This is a genomic window from Enterobacter sp. PTB, assembly GCF_051130085.1.
Taxonomy (GTDB): Bacteria; Pseudomonadota; Gammaproteobacteria; order Enterobacterales; family Enterobacteriaceae; genus Enterobacter; species Enterobacter ludwigii.
Genome location: NZ_JBDKEE010000001.1, coordinates 268,549 through 284,928, shown reverse-complemented (window position 1 = coordinate 284,928; position 16,380 = coordinate 268,549). Strand labels below are relative to the sequence as shown.

At 55.0% G+C, this 16,380-nt stretch carries 14 protein-coding genes; 9 read left to right on the top strand and 5 right to left on the bottom strand.

All coding sequences use genetic code 11. The features are described from left to right. The first annotated feature begins 123 nt into the window (after window positions 1-123). Together AAIR21_RS01455 and AAIR21_RS01450 are read left to right on the top strand one after the other, a co-directional pair. On the top strand, window positions 124-2,904 hold the full coding sequence (locus tag AAIR21_RS01455; protein WP_183516177.1) for a flavocytochrome c: 2,781 nt from the start codon (window positions 124-126) through the stop codon (window positions 2,902-2,904). Window positions 2,905-2,969: 65 nt separating this feature from the next. Continuing rightward, entirely contained in the window at window positions 2,970-3,932 is a 963-nt protein-coding gene (locus tag AAIR21_RS01450; protein ID WP_063924789.1) for an FAD:protein FMN transferase, read from the top strand. On the opposite strand, the gene dcuR is transcribed toward AAIR21_RS01450, so the two are convergent. Beyond that, window positions 3,913-4,632, bottom strand: a complete 720-nt coding sequence (gene dcuR / locus AAIR21_RS01445; RefSeq protein WP_059306562.1) for a two-component system response regulator DcuR — start codon at window positions 4,630-4,632, stop codon at window positions 3,913-3,915. The genes AAIR21_RS01450 and dcuR overlap by 20 nt on opposite strands. Further along, the gene (locus tag AAIR21_RS01440; RefSeq protein WP_183516178.1) at window positions 4,629-6,245 is read right to left on the bottom strand and encodes a sensor histidine kinase; all 1,617 of its coding nucleotides are present in this window, start codon (window positions 6,243-6,245) and stop codon (window positions 4,629-4,631) included. The genes dcuR and AAIR21_RS01440 overlap by 4 nt, the downstream gene beginning before the upstream one ends. Window positions 6,246-6,409: 164 nt before the next feature. Here AAIR21_RS01440 and AAIR21_RS01435 point away from each other — a divergent pair, with 164 nt between their 5' ends. Beyond that, on the top strand, window positions 6,410-7,273 hold the full coding sequence (locus AAIR21_RS01435) for an N-acetylmuramic acid 6-phosphate etherase (RefSeq protein WP_020883324.1): 864 nt from the start codon (window positions 6,410-6,412) through the stop codon (window positions 7,271-7,273). Window positions 7,274-7,330: 57 nt separating this feature from the next. Here the strand turns inward: AAIR21_RS01435 and ompC are convergent, their stop codons facing one another. Continuing rightward, window positions 7,331-8,497: a porin OmpC gene (gene ompC / locus AAIR21_RS01430; RefSeq protein ID WP_183516179.1), complete on the bottom strand. Its 1,167-nt coding sequence runs from the start codon at window positions 8,495-8,497 to the stop codon at window positions 7,331-7,333. 352 nt (window positions 8,498-8,849) lie between these two features. Here ompC and AAIR21_RS01425 point away from each other — a divergent pair, with 352 nt between their 5' ends. The 3 genes from AAIR21_RS01425 to AAIR21_RS01415 all read left to right on the top strand — a co-directional run bounded on the left by AAIR21_RS01425 (window position 8,850) and on the right by AAIR21_RS01415 (window position 11,500). Next, a complete protein-coding gene (locus AAIR21_RS01425; RefSeq protein WP_183516641.1) occupies window positions 8,850-9,551 on the top strand; it encodes a phosphohydrolase in 702 nt (233 codons plus the stop codon). A gap of 61 nt (window positions 9,552-9,612) precedes the next feature. Then, window positions 9,613-11,028 (top strand): DNA cytosine methyltransferase, encoded by a 1,416-nt coding sequence (locus AAIR21_RS01420; RefSeq protein ID WP_050737016.1) that lies wholly within the window; start codon window positions 9,613-9,615, stop codon window positions 11,026-11,028. After that, a complete protein-coding gene (locus tag AAIR21_RS01415; RefSeq protein WP_050737015.1) occupies window positions 11,009-11,500 on the top strand; it encodes a very short patch repair endonuclease in 492 nt (163 codons plus the stop codon). Before AAIR21_RS01420 ends, AAIR21_RS01415 begins: the two co-directional genes overlap by 20 nt. Here the strand turns inward: AAIR21_RS01415 and yedA are convergent. Then, complete coding sequence (gene yedA / locus AAIR21_RS01410) at window positions 11,472-12,386, bottom strand: drug/metabolite exporter YedA (RefSeq protein ID WP_020883329.1); 915 nt, start codon at window positions 12,384-12,386, stop codon at window positions 11,472-11,474. The genes AAIR21_RS01415 and yedA overlap by 29 nt on opposite strands. Window positions 12,387-12,564: 178 nt before the next feature. Between yedA and AAIR21_RS01405 the strand changes: the two genes are divergently transcribed. The 3 genes from AAIR21_RS01405 (at window position 12,565) to dgcQ (ending at window position 15,511) form a co-directional block, all read left to right on the top strand. Next, a complete protein-coding gene (locus AAIR21_RS01405) occupies window positions 12,565-13,476 on the top strand; it encodes a DUF808 domain-containing protein (RefSeq protein WP_020883330.1) in 912 nt (303 codons plus the stop codon). A 78-nt stretch (window positions 13,477-13,554) separates the two neighbouring features. Then, on the top strand, window positions 13,555-13,737 hold the full coding sequence (locus AAIR21_RS01400; protein WP_014170745.1) for a YodC family protein: 183 nt from the start codon (window positions 13,555-13,557) through the stop codon (window positions 13,735-13,737). 73 nt (window positions 13,738-13,810) lie between these two features. Continuing rightward, entirely contained in the window at window positions 13,811-15,511 is a 1,701-nt protein-coding gene (gene dgcQ / locus AAIR21_RS01395; RefSeq protein ID WP_025203799.1) for a cellulose biosynthesis regulator diguanylate cyclase DgcQ, read from the top strand. Here dgcQ and AAIR21_RS01390 read toward each other — a convergent pair. After that, on the bottom strand, window positions 15,496-16,296 hold the full coding sequence (locus AAIR21_RS01390) for a mannosyl-3-phosphoglycerate phosphatase-related protein (protein ID WP_020883332.1): 801 nt from the start codon (window positions 16,294-16,296) through the stop codon (window positions 15,496-15,498). The two genes, dgcQ and AAIR21_RS01390, sit on opposite strands and share 16 nt — an antisense overlap. Between the last annotated feature and the right edge of the window lie 84 nt (window positions 16,297-16,380).

The following is a 16,380-nucleotide window of genomic DNA, read 5'->3' as shown; positions in this document are numbered from 1 at the left end:
CTAACGTAATAGCTTTAGAAACTAAAAAAATCATTATATTAGTATTATGACATCGGAATAAAAAATCGAAATAAAACTGAGCCCGATAACGAATTCTTAATTTTAAAGTTTGGAGTTTCTATTATGAGCACTAACGAACGTATTCTAAGCCCCTTCACATTACCGAATGGTACCGAACTGAAAAACCGTTTGTTAATGGCCCCTATGACGACCTGTACCGGTTATTACGACGGTACGGTGACCAGCGAGCTGGTTGAGTACTATCGCGCCCGCTCAGGCAGTATTGGTACCATTATTGTTGAGTGCTGCTTTGTTGACGATCTCGGTCTCGCCTTCCCGGGTGCGATTGGCATTGATAACGACGAGAAAATCGCCGGGCTGGCGAAGATCGCTGAGGCGATTAAGTCCAAAGGCTCTAAAGCGCTGCTGCAGATCTACCACGGCGGCCGCATGGTTGATCCGAAACTGATCGGTGGCCGCACGCCGGTGGGGCCAAGTGCCGTTGCCGCGCCACGTGACGGCGCCGCCACGCCGGTTGCCCTGACGGGGGAAGAAGTCGAAGGGATGATCGGTAAGTTCGGTGAAGCAGTACGCCGTGCGATTCAGGCGGGTTTCGATGGCGTTGAAATCCATGGGGCCAACACCTATTTGATTCAGCAGTTCTACTCTCCAAACTCTAACCAGCGTGACGACGAGTGGGGTGGCAGCCGCGATAACCGCGCGAAATTCCCGCTGGCCGTGCTCGACATCACCCATAAAATGGTGCGCCAGTACGCCGATGACGCCTTTATCATCGGCTATCGCTTCTCCCCTGAAGAGCTGGAAGAGCCGGGCATCCGCTTTGAAGACACCATGTACCTGCTGGAAAAGCTGGCCGCGCGCGGTGTGGATTATCTGCACTTCTCCGTTGGCGCAACCCTGCGTCCTTCTATTGTCGACACGCAGGATCCGACCCCGCTTATCGAAAAATACCGCGCAATGCGTTCTGACACGCTGGCGCAGGTGCCGGTCATGGGTGTCGGAGGCGTGGTCAATGCCGCGGATGCGAACGAGGCGCTGGAACATGGCTACGATCTTATCGCTGTAGGCCGCGCCACTATCGCCTACCCGGACTGGACAGACCGCATCGCGGCGGGAGAAACGCTGGAACTGTTTATGGACAGCACCCGACGCGAAGCGCTAAGCATCCCTGAGCCGCTGTGGCGTTTCTCGCTGGTGGAGGCGATGATCCGCGATATGAGCATGGGTGAATCGAAATTTAAACCGGGCATGTTTATTGAGAATGTTCGGGACGATAGCAACGAACTGGTGATTAACGTCAGCCTGGAGACCGACCGCATCGCCGACATTGAACTGGCTTCTGGCCCGACCCAGGACGTTGAGTTTGTCACCAGCTTCGAAGAGATCCGCACCCGTATTCTGGATGCAAACACCCCGCACGTGGATGCCATTACCGGTGCAACCAGCCAGAGTGAAGCGGTCAAAAAAGCGGTGTCTAAAGCCATGCTGAAATCCAGCAAAGCGCTGGCAGCCGAAGAGGGTGTCGACCCGAACGAGACCCGAAGCGTTGACGTTGTGGTGGTCGGTAGCGGTGGCGCGGGTCTGGCCGCAGCAATCCAGGCGCATGACGAAGGCGCAAGCGTGCTGATTGTCGAGAAAATGCCCTCCATCGGCGGTAACACCATTAAAGCGTCTGCGGGGATGAACGCCGCGGAAACACGCTTCCAGCGGGTGAAAGGAATTCAGGACAGCAAAGCGCTGTTTTATCAGGAAAGCCTGAAAGGCGGTAAAAACAAGAACAACCCGGAACTGTTGCGCCGCTTTGTGGAAAATGCCCCGCAGGCGATCGAGTGGCTGGCGACCCGCGGCATTATGCTCAACGACATCACCACCACCGGCGGGATGAGCATCGACCGTACTCACCGTCCAAAAGACGGTTCTGCGGTGGGCGGCTATCTGATTAGCGGCCTGGTGCGTAACGTCAACAAACGCAACATCGAGGTCATGCTCGATACGTCGGTCAGCGACATTCTCTTCGAGAACGGCGAAGTCACCGGCGTACGTCTGACCACGGAAGAAAACGAAACCCTTACCGTAGCAACCAAAAGCGTCATTGTGGCTACCGGTGGTTTCAGCGCCAATAGCCAGATGGTGGTTAAGTACCGTCCTGACCTGGAAGGTTTCGTGACCACCAACCACAAAGGGGCGACAGGGGGCGGTATCGCGCTGCTGGAGCGTATTGGCGCCGGTACGGTCGATATGGGGGAAATCCAGATCCACCCAACCGTTGAGCAGAAAACTTCGTACCTGATTTCCGAATCCATCCGCGGTGGCGGGGCGATTCTGGTGAACCAGCAGGGGAACCGTTTCTTCAACGAGATGGAAACCCGCGATAAAGTCTCTGCACAAATTATCGCCCTGCCGGAGAAATACGCTTACATCGTCTTTGATGAGCATGTCCGCGCCAAAAACAAAGCGGCAGATGAGTACATCGCCAAAGGATTTGTCACCAGCGCCAGCTCACCTAAAGCGCTGGCTGAAGCCCTGGGTATGGATTATCACGCTTTCCTGGCGACCCTGGAGCGTTACAACGGGTTTGTTGAAAAACAGCACGATGACGATTTTGGCCGTACGACCGCGCTGCGTGCACCAATCAACGAAGGGCCATTTTATGCCATTCAGATTGCGCCGGGCGTGCACCACACCATGGGCGGTGTGACCATTAACACCGAAACCTGCGTACTGGACAGCAACCACAACGTGCTGCCAGGGGCATTTGCGGCCGGTGAAGTGGTCGGCGGTATCCACGGTGGTAACCGCATCGGGGGTAACGCGGTGGCAGATATCATTATTTTTGGTACGCTTGCCGGACATCAGGCGGCGATGCGCGCGAAAAGGGCGTAAGTCAGCCATAAGGGTATGCCGGATACGCGCCGTGTATCCGGCATTTCAACCAGGGAGCTTGCACCATGTCTTCTGACCACCGCGTCTACAGTTACTCCGCCGTTCTGATGGGATCGCCCATTCTCCTGAAGCTTTTCTCTCATGATGAAGCCCTCGCTTCTCGCGTTTTTAGACTGATTAAACAGTATGAAGACCTGCTGACCGTCAACCGTGCCAGCTCGCAGGTGATGGATATCAACCATGCTGCCGGTCAGCATCCTGTCACCGTCAGTCGCCCGGTTTTTGAGCTTATCCGCTGTGCGAAAGCGGCAAGCCAGCTCAAGGACAGCGCATTTAACCTGGCCATCGGCCCGCTGGTGAAACGCTGGAAAATCGGTTTTCGGGGAGATAGCGTTCCGCCTGCCGATGAAATCGCGTCGTTGCTCGCCATTACCCATCCTGAGGATGTGCTCCTTGATGAGGCCAGCAGCAGCGTGTTCCTGACCCGGGCGGGCATGGAGATTGATCTGGGGGCCATCGCCAAAGGCTATATCGCAGACAGAGTGCGCGATTACCTGCGTAAAGAGGGTGCTCAACTGGGGCTTATTAATCTTGGCGGTAATATCCAGACGCTGGGTTCACCAGAAGGGGGCTGGAGCGTGGGGCTCAAAAAACCGTTCGCCGGGGAGGCGCTGATCGGTACGATGACCGTAGAGAACATGTCGGTGGTGACATCGGGTACCTACGAACGCTTTTTTGAGCAAAATGGCAGGCGTTATCACCACATACTTGACCCGCGTACCGGCTATCCGCTGGATAACGAACTGGACAGCGTCACCATCATTTCGAAAAACTCCATTGACGGTGATATCTGGACCACGCTGATGTACGGCATGGGCGTCAGTAAAGGCTGTTCAGCGCTGCGTGCACGACCCGACATTGAAGCAATCTTCGTGACCAAAACAAAAGAAGTGGTGCTCTCTTCAGCGCACCACTTCCGCTTTACCTTGCTGGATAACAGCTACCGCGTTACTGACAGTACTGCTTGAGCAGTGCCGTCTGCTCGGGCTGCAGGCGATAGCGATACACTGGCCGCCCGGTGGCACCGTAGTGAATGCTGGTGAACAGAATGTTGATTTGCGCCAGCCAGATCAGGTATTTGCGACAGGACACGCGTGAGATATTAACCGCGTTTGCCAGATCATCGGTGGAAAACTCCGTCTCCGGGTGCGCATCAATCCACTGACAAATCGTACGCAGCGTTTGCGGCGTTAACCCTTTCGGCAGTTTTTTACTGTCCGCCAGTTCCGGCGCACCGCCGTGGATCAATCTGTCGACGTCGGCCTGCTCATAGTACTGATGCGATCCCATCAGGTTGTGCTTTGCCTTCCAGCCGTTCAGCGCCTCTTCAAAACGCGGGAACTGGAACGGTTTAATCAGATAATCCACCACACCGTAATGGATGGAGGTCTGGATGGTGGCGGCATCGGCGGCGGAGGAGATCATAATGACATCAATCGGCCGGCCTGAGGCACGGATGACGGGAAGGAGATCCAGCCCGTTATCCTGCTGCATATAGACATCCAGCAGCACCAGATCGACAGGCTGGCTGGGGTCGTTAATGATGGCCCTGGCCTGGTTGAGCGTGGAGGCGACGCCGCAGCAGCTAAAGCCTTCAACACGGTTGACATACAGACGGTTGAGGTCGGCCACCATGGCGTCATCATCGACAATTAACACATTTATCACGCGATATTCCTCTCGCTATCCCAGGGGATGTGAACAAAAAATTGGGTAAATACGCCAGGCTCAGACTCGACGGTAATGTCTCCGCCCAGGTTCTGGATCTGCTGACGAGCAAGGAACAGCCCAACGCCGCGATTTTCGCCTTTGGTTGAGAAGCCCTTTGTAAAAACAGCCTCGAGCTGAGCCGGATCAATACCGGGGCCATCGTCGCTGACTTCGCAACTGAGCCAGCCATTCTGATAATGTAGCAGCAGGCCAATTTCGCCTTCCTGCTGTCCTTCCATCGCGTCGAGCGCGTTTTCAATGAGGTTACCCAGCACGGTAATCAGCACCGCAACCTGCTCTTCGTTGGCGGTATCCGGTATCTGGCACTCATCGGCCAGCGTCAGGGCGATCCCTGCTTCCTTAGCCCGGTTAATTTTACCCAGCAGGAACCCGGCTATCACCGGAGATTTAACTTTGCTCTGAATGGTACCAATATCGGTCTGATAATTATGCGCCGTCTGGATGATGTACTCTTCAAGTTTGTCGTAGCGCTTCATATGCAGCAGACCGAGGATCACGTGCAGTTTGTTCATAAACTCGTGCGTATGGGAGCGCAGGGCATCGACATAATTGACCATGCCATCGATACGCTGCATCAGCTGGCTGATTTCCGTTTTATCGCGAAAAGTGGTGATGGCACCAATAACCCGCTCCTGGCTTTTAACAGGCACCATGTTGCACAGCAAGAGTCGCCCGTTGCAGCTGATCTCCTGATCCTTGCGCGCAATGCCGCTCTTCGAGACTTCCCGCAGGCTTGCCAGCAGGGGAGCACTGGCATTTTCGGTCTGTTTGCCGGAAGGCAGAAGCAATATTTCTCTGGCGGTGTGGTTAATCATCGTCACCCGACCCTGAATATCCACGGCCAGTACCCCTTCGCGAAGCGACTGCAGCATGGCCTGCCGCTGTTCGAACAGCGCAGAGATCTCATACGGCTCAAGGCCGAACAGGATACGTTTGAGCACGCGAACCAGGCCCCAGATGGCCAGCGAGCTCATCAATATACTGAATAATATGGTCCAGACGGCGTTAAGCCGCCCACGGGCAATCTGATCTTCCACTTTTTTAAGGGAGATACCGACCACCACCACGCCGATCTGCTCGTGCTGGCTATCAAAGACGGGAGTGAAGACGCGAAGCGCTTCCGCGAGGGCACCCCGGTTAACGGCGACATGCTCCTTTCCTTCCAGCGCGGGCGTCAGGTCATCGCCGATAAAGTGCAGACCTAGCAGGGCTTCGTTCGGGTGCGAGTAACGAATACCGCGCATGTCGGTGACCACGGTGAAGAGCAGGTCGTTGCGCCTGGTGACCGCCTGGGCGATAGGCTGAATAATATCCGCCTGGGGAGCCTGCATCAGACCGCGTTGAATTTCGGGACTGTCGGCCAGCGTTCGCGCGATCCCAAGGGCCGTATCCTTAACATCATCGCGGGTGGCACGGGTGATTTGGACGGAATAGAGCGCAAATACCACCAGCAGCACAGAACCGATAATCGCGCACACCATTAACGTGACCAGGGTGTTCAGTTTCATGGGGCGCTTGCGCGTCAGGAGGAAGGGCTGCAAATCGCTCATCAAAACTCCGCGATGATTAAGAAAGGGGTAATTATCGCCGATGACGCGCGTTTCTTAAAGCCATGTAAAGGCATGGATTCGGTCCTCTTTTCGTGACCCTCCTCGCAGGTCACCTGTCTAAAACACTTTATAGTGTAGGGGTACTCATAATAAGGAGGTTGTTTATGAGCATTACGCTTACCGGTTCGGTCAAGGAAAGACGGCACGCCAGCACGATGAATATCGATAGATTGTCCACGCTGGACATGCTGAAAGTCATTCACCAGGATGATGCCCTCATCTCCGCTGCAATAACCCCATGTTTAACAACGATCGCCCGCGTGGTGGATAACGCCGCTGCGACCCTGAGTCACGGTGGTCGTCTGGTCATTGTTGGCGCCGGCCCGTCAGGCCGTGTCGCGCAGCAGGCTGCCGATGAGTATGCCCCGGGAAAAACGCCTGTGATCGCCATAACGGCGGGAGAGGAGGCGGGCAGCTACGAGCGCGGTGTCGCCGACCTGCAGGCCATCAAATTTGGTGAACAAGATATGATGCTGGCGGTCACCGTCAGCGGAAAAACACCGTGGGTCTGGGGCGCGATGCGCCATGCGTGGTCGTTGGGTTCCCCGGTCGCGGCTATTACGGATGACGCGCAAAGTGAAGCCGCGCAGCTGGCGAGCATGGTGATTGCCCCGGAGCTTGGCGCGGACGCGATCGCGGGTTATATCAATACCAAAGCCGGGATCGCACAAAAAATGATCCTGACCATGATAACCACCGGCCTGGCGGTTCGAACCGGACGCGTGTTCAGCAACCTGCGCGTGGATCTGGACGCCAGCAACACCAAATGGTCTGAACGGCAAATTGCCATCGTCATGGAAGCGGGGGGATGCACCCGGTCAGCGGCGAAAGCCGCGCTGGAGAGCTGCAACCATAACTGTAAAACAGCGGTGCTGATGGTGCTGACAGGGCTGGATGCCTGGAAGGCGCATGAACTGCTGGCGCAGAATAACGGTTTTATTCGTCTGGCACTGCAGGAAGCTCCATAACATTTCTCTGTTGAATAAAAAAAAGCCCGCGATGCGGGCTTTTATCATAGTGGGAAGTTAGAACTGGTACGTCATACCTACGCCAACGATGTCATCTGTAGAGATGCCGTTTGCTTCGTAGAAGCTTTCGTCGTTGTCCAGCATGTTGATTTTGTAATCAACATAGGTGGAGAAGTTTTTGTTAAAGCTGTAGGTCATACCGACGTCGATATAGTTAACCAGATCCATGTCGCCATGCTGGCCCTGTGGGTTACCCGCATTGCCAGGATAAGTCATGTCCTTGCCTTTGGAGTAAACCCATGCCAGGGACGGACGCAGGCCGAAGTCGAACTGGTATTGCGCTACGGCTTCAAAGTTCTGCGTCTCATCCGCAATCCCGGTATCGCCATATGGCGTCATATTACGGGTTTGCGCATACATCATCGCCAGATAAACGCTGTTGGCATCATATTTCGCGCCAACGGTCCACGCTTCCGCAGTCTTACCGCCGGCGAAACGTGCGCTGTCTTGTATACCCTTCGCTTCCTGCTCATTGGTACGGTCAGAAGAGGAGTAGGCCGCGCCTAAGGTCAGGCCAGACAGATCGCCGGAGAAATCATAGGTCGTGGACATACCGAAGCCGTCACCGTTCTGGAAACGCACGTCGTTATGACCGTTCTTGGTCCCTTCCTGATCTTCTGTTGCGTCCTGACCTTCGTTTGCCCCCTGATACTGCAGCGCAAAGTTCAGACCCTCAACCAGGCCGAAGAAATCGGCATTACGGTAGGTCGCCACACCGTTTGCACGGCCGACCATGAAGTTGTCGGTCCAGGTATAAGAATCGCCTCCAAATACGGGCAGCATATCGGTCCAGGCTTCAACATCATACACGACGCCGTAATTACGACCGTAATCGAATGAACCGTATTCGCCATATTTCAGGCCAGCGTACGCCAGACGGTTAAATGAAGTATCACCGGCGTCTTCGGTATTATTGGCGTAGGTTTTATATTCCCACTGGCCATAACCAATAACATCGTTAGTGATTTGTGTTTCGCCTTTGAAACCAATTTGCACATAGGTTTCATCGCCATCATCCCCAGGGTGGTCAGAGAAGGTATGACGCGCATCGATCTTACCGTACAGATCAACTTTATTGCCGTTTTTGTTATACATTTCAGCTGCATGTGCTGCGCCAGCCATTAATAGCGCGGGTACGAGAATTGCCAGAACTTTTCTTTTCATTATATATTCCCTTTAAAGATAATTAATATGAATATATGTAATCACTCTCTGTCATTACAGAATTGATACTATTCTACGCAATGTCATTTTGGTTCAAAAATAAATGTAATTAAAATCGTAGAAATATTGCAAAACATTTCTATCTGTCGCTTTATTTTTCTGGTGAATTAGAGTTTGGGATATATAGAAATAAATTATCATTAAGTATTTAGCGGCAATATTATTTAATATCTCCAATTGATATTAAATATATTTCCTCGGGAATGCAGGGTACACGCGTCCCTGTCAGGACAAGCCGTGATAGCGGCGGGGAAAGTTGCTATTGTAGCCGTTTTAACAACAGGACGTGATGATGGAACTTACGCAGTGGCAGTCTCGCTTTGAGCGTTGGCTCGATAAAAACCACGCGACCCACGACGCTGCGCATGATATTTCGCACTTTCGTCGTGTCTGGATGACGGCGCAAAAAATCATGGCGAACCAGGCGGTCGATTCACTGGTGGTACTGACCGCCTGTTATTTCCATGACATTGTCAGCCTGCCGAAAAACCATCCCCAACGCAGCCAGTCATCACGTCTGGCGGCCAGCAAGACGCTCGACATTCTGCGTCGCGATTTTCCGGATTTCTCCTCTGAACGCTATGCAGCCGTGGGGCATGCCATTGAAGCGCACAGTTTTAGCGCCGGTATCGCGCCGCACAGTCTTGAAGCCAAAATTGTTCAGGATGCTGACCGGCTGGAAGCGCTTGGTGCTATTGGTCTTGCGCGCGTCTTTGCGGTATCGGGGGCGCTGGGCGTGGCGCTCTTTAACGCAGAAGACCCGTTTGCCGACGCGCGTACCCTTAATGATCGCGCCTTTGCCCTCGACCATTTTCAGACCAAGCTGCTGCGCTTGCCTGATACAATGCACACAGACGTGGGGCGCGAACTTGCGCAACACAACGCCGATTTTCTCATCCAGTTTATGGCGAAATTAAGTGCCGAATTACAGGGCGACTGCCTGGGGCTGGATAGCCAGGTGCTGAGCCGCTTCCGTCGCAGTTTGAGCGAGTGAACTGTGGTAATCTGTTTCCAGTCTTTATTCTCCGGTTAAAAGAATGCAGGAAAATCGATCAGTGAGTGAGCCCGCGCCAGAGCAGGCTGAGAAATCAACGGCAACGGTGCAGGCTTTATTGCGCCAGCTGCTGGATATCTATGATGCTAAAACGCTGGCGAATCAGCTGGTGGCGCACGGTGAGAGCCACTGGAGCCCGGCAATCCTGAAGAGACTGCTGACCAGCGAGCGGGCAGGGCAGCGTCTGAGTGAGGGCGAGTTTCGTTATCTGCAAAACCTGCTTCCGCGTCCTTCAGCCGCGCACCCGAACTATGCCTTCCGTTTTATCGATCTGTTTGCCGGCATTGGCGGCATTCGACACGGGTTTGAGGCCATTGGCGGGCAGTGTGTGTTTACCAGCGAGTGGAACAAACATGCGGTCCGTACCTACAAAGCCAACTGGTACTGCGATCCCCATGAACACCGTTTCAACGCCGATATCCGTGATGTTACGCTGAGCCACAAAAGCGGCGTGAGTGATGAAGAGGCGGCTGAGCACATTCGCCAGTCAATTCCGGCCCATGATGTCCTGCTGGCGGGTTTCCCGTGCCAGCCTTTCTCGCTGGCCGGCGTGTCGAAAAAGAATGCCCTCGGACGCGCCCACGGTTTTGCCTGCGATACGCAAGGCACGCTGTTCTTTGATGTTGTCCGCATTATCGACGCCCGTCGTCCGGCGATTTTCGTGCTGGAGAACGTCAAAAATCTCAAGAGCCATGACGGCGGAAAGACCTTCCGCATTATCATGCAAACGCTCGATGAGCTGGGGTATGACGTAGCGGATGCTCAGCATATGGGCGCGGATGACCCGAAAATCATCGACGGTAAACATTTCCTGCCACAGCACCGCGAACGCATTGTGCTGGTTGGTTTTCGCCGCGACCTCAACCTGAAGGGGGATTTTACCCTGCGGGATATTCCCTCTTTATACCCTGCGCGTCGCCCAACCGTGGCCGACCTGCTGGAACCTGTCGTCGACGCGAAATTTATCCTCACCCCGGTGCTGTGGAAATACCTCTACCGCTATGCGAAAAAACACCAGGCCAAAGGCAACGGTTTTGGCTTCGGGATGGTTAATCCGAACGATCCGCACTGTGTGACGCGCACGTTGTCCGCTCGCTACTATAAAGATGGCGCAGAGATCCTGATCGACCGGGGCTGGGATAAAGCGCTGGGGGAGAAAGATTTTGACGATCCCGATAACCAGCGTCACCGTCCGCGCCGCTTAACGCCGCGTGAATGCGCTCGGCTGATGGGGTTTGAGACCCCGCAGGGGTACACCTTCCGCATTCCGGTGTCGGACACCCAGGCTTATCGGCAGTTTGGTAACTCGGTGGTCGTTCCCGCGTTTGCGGCGGTGGCAAAACTGCTGGCCTCCCGCATCAGACAGGCCGTGGCGTTACGTGAGAGTGAGGCCGTCAATGACGGATGTTCACGATAAGGCGACGCGCAGTAAAAACATGCGTGCCATCGGCACGCGTGATACCGCCATTGAAAAGCGGCTAGCCGGGCTGCTGACCGAGGCGGGGTTTGATTTCCGCGTGCAGGATGCCGCGCTTGCGGGCCGTCCGGATTTCGTTATCGATGCGTATCAATGCATCATCTTTACCCACGGCTGTTTCTGGCATCACCACGACTGCTACCTGTTTAAGGTTCCCGCGACGCGTACGGATTTCTGGCTGGAGAAGATTGGCAAGAACGTCGCGCGGGACAACCGTGACCTTAGCACGCTTCTCGCGCAGGGCTGGCGGGTGTTGATTGTCTGGGAGTGCGCGCTGCGCGGCAGATTAAGACGTACCGATGCCGACCTGACAGAACGGCTGGAAGAGTGGATCTGCGGCGGCGGGCAGGCCGCGCAGATCGACACCCAGGGTATTCACCCGCTTACGGTTTCTCCACCTCACACGGCGTAACAACCGGCTTCGCAGGAAGCAGATATTTCCCCAGCGTTACCAGCACAACGGCAAAGACAATCACGCCCAGCGCCAGCCATTCCACCGGAGATAACGTTTCGCCCGCAAAGCTGGTGCCCAGCAGTACGGCAACCACCGGGTTCACGTAAGCGTAGCTGGTCGCGATCGCCGGCGAGACATTGCGGATCAAGAACATATAGGCGTTAATGGCGATGACAGAGCCAAATAATGCCAGGTAACCCACGGCCAGGAAGCCCGAAAGGTCCGGCATGGCTGTCAGTTTTTCGCCCGTCAGCGTTGAGGCAATCAGCAGCACAATTCCCGCCGCGAGCATCTCAATCGCGCCCGCCATCATGCCGGTCGGCAGCTCAATTCGTGAACCGTATACCGACCCAAATGCCCAGCTCATGGAGCCGATCAGGATAATCACTGCGCCCCACGGATTTCCGCTCAGGTTACCGCCGCTGTTGAGCAGGATGATCCCGGCAAGCCCGATCCCAATCCCTACCCATTCGAGCTTGCGGGTGCGGATGCCGAAAAGACGGCTAAAGCACAGGGTAAACAGCGGGACGGTCGCGACCACGACGGCGGCAATTCCGGACGGCACGTTCTGGTGCTCGGCGACCGTCACAAACCCATTCCCTATGGCCAGCAGCAGCAGGCCAATCAGGGCGGCATTGAGCATCGGGCGAAGCGGAGGCAGCTTATGGCCCCGTAACAGCAGGAAGGCCATCAGTAACACGCCCGCCGAGAGAAAGCGTACGCCCGCCATCATGAGCGGCGGCCAGCTCTCCACGCCGATACGAATGACAAAGTAGGTGGAACCCCAGATGATATACAGCGAAAAAAGTGCCCCAATGAGCGGTAGCAGTTGCCGGAAACGCATAATCCCTCGCGACAAAATGAAAAGGTCGCTGACAGTAAACGCCAAAACTATCGGGCTGGCGAGCGCTTTAATTGTGTAGATGATGTGAATTTTTTGTTGACGCGAGGTGCCTGTTTCCGGGTTTACACTTTTGCTCCATACTATTCACTTAATTACCAAAAAAAGAAGGAATGAGATTTTGGCAGGAAGTAGCTTATTAACATTACTGGATGATATTGCCACCTTACTGGATGACATTTCGGTGATGGGGAAACTGGCGGCGAAGAAAACCGCCGGGGTTCTGGGAGACGATTTATCGCTCAACGCCCAGCAGGTGAGCGGCGTTCGGGCCAACCGTGAATTACCGGTGGTATGGGGCGTAGCGAAAGGCTCATTCCTGAATAAGGTGATCCTGGTGCCGCTTGCGCTGCTGATCAGCGCGTTTATCCCATGGGCGATCACGCCGTTGCTGATGATTGGCGGCGCATTTTTATGCTTCGAAGGCGCTGAAAAGATCCTGCACTCGTTCGCCGCACGTAAGAACAGCGACACGCCGGAAATGCGCCAGCAGCGTCTTGAGGCGCTGGCCGCGCAGGATCCTAAAACCTTCGAGCGTGATAAGGTGAAAGGTGCCATTCGTACCGACTTTATTCTGTCGGCGGAGATCGTGGCCATTACGTTAGGTATTGTCTCTGAAGCACCGCTTCTGAACCAGGTCCTGATCCTCTCCGGGATCGCCATTCTGGTCACGGTGGGGGTGTACGGGCTGGTGGGGCTTATCGTTAAGCTGGATGATATTGGCTACTGGCTGGAAGAAAAATCGAGCGCTATCGCCAAAGGTATCGGCAAAAGCCTGCTGGTGACCGCGCCCTGGCTGATGAAGAGCCTGTCAGTGGTGGGTACGCTGGCGATGTTCCTTGTCGGAGGCGGTATTGTGGTTCACGGTATCGCGCCGCTGCACCATGCTATTGAACATTTCGCCTCGGCGCAGGGCAGCATAGTGGCGGCAATTCTGCCCACGCTGCTTAATCTTGTGCTGGGCTTTATCATTGGCATTATCGTGGTTGGGGCCGTAAAACTGGTCGAAAAAATCCGCGGAACGTCGCACTAATTGTTACCTGTTGCGGGGTGCAAAAAGATCATTCCTCGTCTAAATTGAAAACGTTTCACCCTGATACAGGAGGCAGGTATGGTCTTTTTGGTCAGTGATGAAGTTAAGCCTAAGAAGGGCGGCCCACGTATGATTGTCACCGGGTATTCCAGCGGTATGGTGGAATGCCGGTGGCACGACGGTTATAGCATCAAGCGGGAAGCGTTCCGTGAAGATGAGCTTCAGCCGGGAGACGGGCAGCGCAAGCGAGACAAGGCTTAATGACATAACGCCCGGCTTTGCCGGGCGTTTTTACCTTCCGTATCCGGCGTCGGGCAGTAATCAGGGAGTGTGTGTGCAGCGCGAGACCTTTGTTGTAAGACGATCTTTTCTGCAATGGCTGCATATGCGTAGCAATCCGGGGTTGATTGTTAATCTCTGTTTTCTCATCGTACTGATATTTTCCACGCTCCTGACCTGGCGAGAGGTGGTGGTACTGGAAGATGCGTATATCTCCAGCCAGCGTAATCATCTGGAAACGGTAGCCACTTCGCTGGACCGGCAGTTACAGTACAGCGTGGATAAGATGCTGTTTTTCCGCAAAAGCATGCGTGATGCCATCCAGACGCCGCTGGCCTTTGATGTCCTGTATGAAGCGATTTCACGCTTTAACGCCTTTCGCACGCGCCCCAGCTGGCAGCTCGCCGTTGATAAAAAACGCACTCTCCCCATTAACGGCGTGTCGGATGCGTTCGTCGAAAAAACCACGCTGTTGAATCGTGATCCTGAGCGTATCAGCAATGAAATTTCTGCCGCCCTCGAAGTGGGGTATTTACTCCGACTGGCGTCCTCGGTGGGGCAAAGTGAAGAGCGGGTTATCTATGCGTCACGCGCCGGGTTTTACCTTGCGACGGACACGCCTGAACAGACGAGTGATATTAGCCAGCGCTATTACTATCTGGTTACCCAGCCGTGGTTTACCCAGCAGTCTGAACGTAACAATCGCGCTCGCGCGGTGCGCTGGTTTATCTCCAGCCCGTCGCCCTGGACCGGTGGTGAAAGGATGATCACGGCCAGCGTGCCGATCTATTTTGACCATTACTGGTATGGCGTTGTGGCGATGGATTTCTCATTGAAGACCATGAAACATCTTCTGGAAGAGGCAACGCAAGAGCGTACAGAGGGGGAATATCAGCTGTACGACACCCGGCTGAATATGATTGCCACGTCAGAAGAGGCCGGTAGCCTGGTGAACCGGTTTGACGAACGCGAAACGGCGCAGATAGCGCACGCAATCGAGAACGATACCGGCGGGGGGATCCGCCTCGGAAGCCGCTTTATCAGCTGGGAGCGGCTCGATCACTTCGATGGTGTGATTTTACGCGTTCATACCCTGCATGAAGGCGTGAAGGGGGACTTCGGCAGTATCAGTATCGTGCTGGCGCTGCTCTGGGCACTCTTCACCGCCATGCTTCTAATCTCGTGGCTGGTTATCCGTCGGATGGTCAGCAATATGTACACGCTTCAGCACTCTTTGCAGTGGCAGGCCTGGCACGATCCGCTCACCCGCCTGAATAACCGTGGTGCCCTGTTTGAGCGTGCCAAAATGCTGTCGGAAAAATGTCGGCAGCAGTCGCTGCCGTTTTCGGTGATTCAAATCGATCTCGACCATTTTAAAAGCATTAACGATCGCTTTGGCCATCAGGCCGGGGACAAAGTGCTTTCCCATGCCGCGGGCCTGATTGGCAGCGCACTGCGCAAGAATGATGTTGCCGGACGCGTGGGTGGGGAAGAGTTCTGCGTGGTACTGCCCGGCAGCGGGCTTGAAGAGGCGAGGGGGATTGCGGAACGCATTCGCTCACGCATCAACAGTAAAGAGATCCTGGTGAAAAAGAGTACCACCGTGCGTATCAGTGCCTCACTGGGGGTAAGTAGCGCCCAGGAAAAGGACAATTACGATTTCGAACAGCTGCAGTCAGTGGCGGATGCCCGGTTGTATCAGGCCAAGCAGTGCGGGCGCAACCGGGTGTTCTGGCACGATCAGGATAAGAAGTGATCCAGCCCCTCCTGCCAGCCCGCGGGGCCGGGCTGTTGCGTGTGGTACACCCGGGCGGGGTTATCGTCACGTAACGTGATGCCCTGCCGGTTAATGCCCTTGATCACCACGGCGTAGTCCACGCTGTCCAGCAGCGGGGCATCATTTGGACCATCGCCAAGCCCCAGGGTGACCGGCACAATGCCTTCCCGCTCACGGTACTGCTCAATCAGCCAGTCAACCGCAACGTCTTTACCGCAGCGAGCATCCAGAACATGCCAGAAGCGGGCTCCCTGCAGGCATTTCAGGCCGCACTGCGCCAGCGCCTCGTCAAATTGCGCCATTTTTTCATCGCTGTCGCGCCAGATGAGCGTGACGGAGGCTTCGTGTCGGCGCGCGAGGGTCGAACGATAGCGCGTCAGCCCCGTCCACTCGCTGATTACCCGTTCGTCGACGTCATCAAAGGTGGTGAATTTAAAGCCCCGCTGCTGGCGAATCTGGTCGATCAGCGGGCGAATATCACGGTGCGTCATCCCCCTGATGTGGCGTTGACCTGTCTCCCAGCGCACGTCGGGCTGAATCACCGCGCCATTCTCAGCTATGAAGGGTAACCCCTCCAGACCCAGATCCTGCTGGATATCCAGCATTTCTGCGGCGGTCTTGCTGCTGCAGAGAATAACCGGCACCTGGTTATCCTGGAGGGTGTCCAGCCAGGGCATGGCCGGTTGCCACTCGTACGTATGAATATCGAGCAACGAGCCGTCGAGATCGGAAAAGATCAGCAGGCTATCCTGCAGTGAAGGCATAACGACTCCTGATAACTGACAAACTGCCAACTAAGAATATTCCTAAAAAAATTCCTAATGCTTAAGTCAGGCAAAAGGGTATCT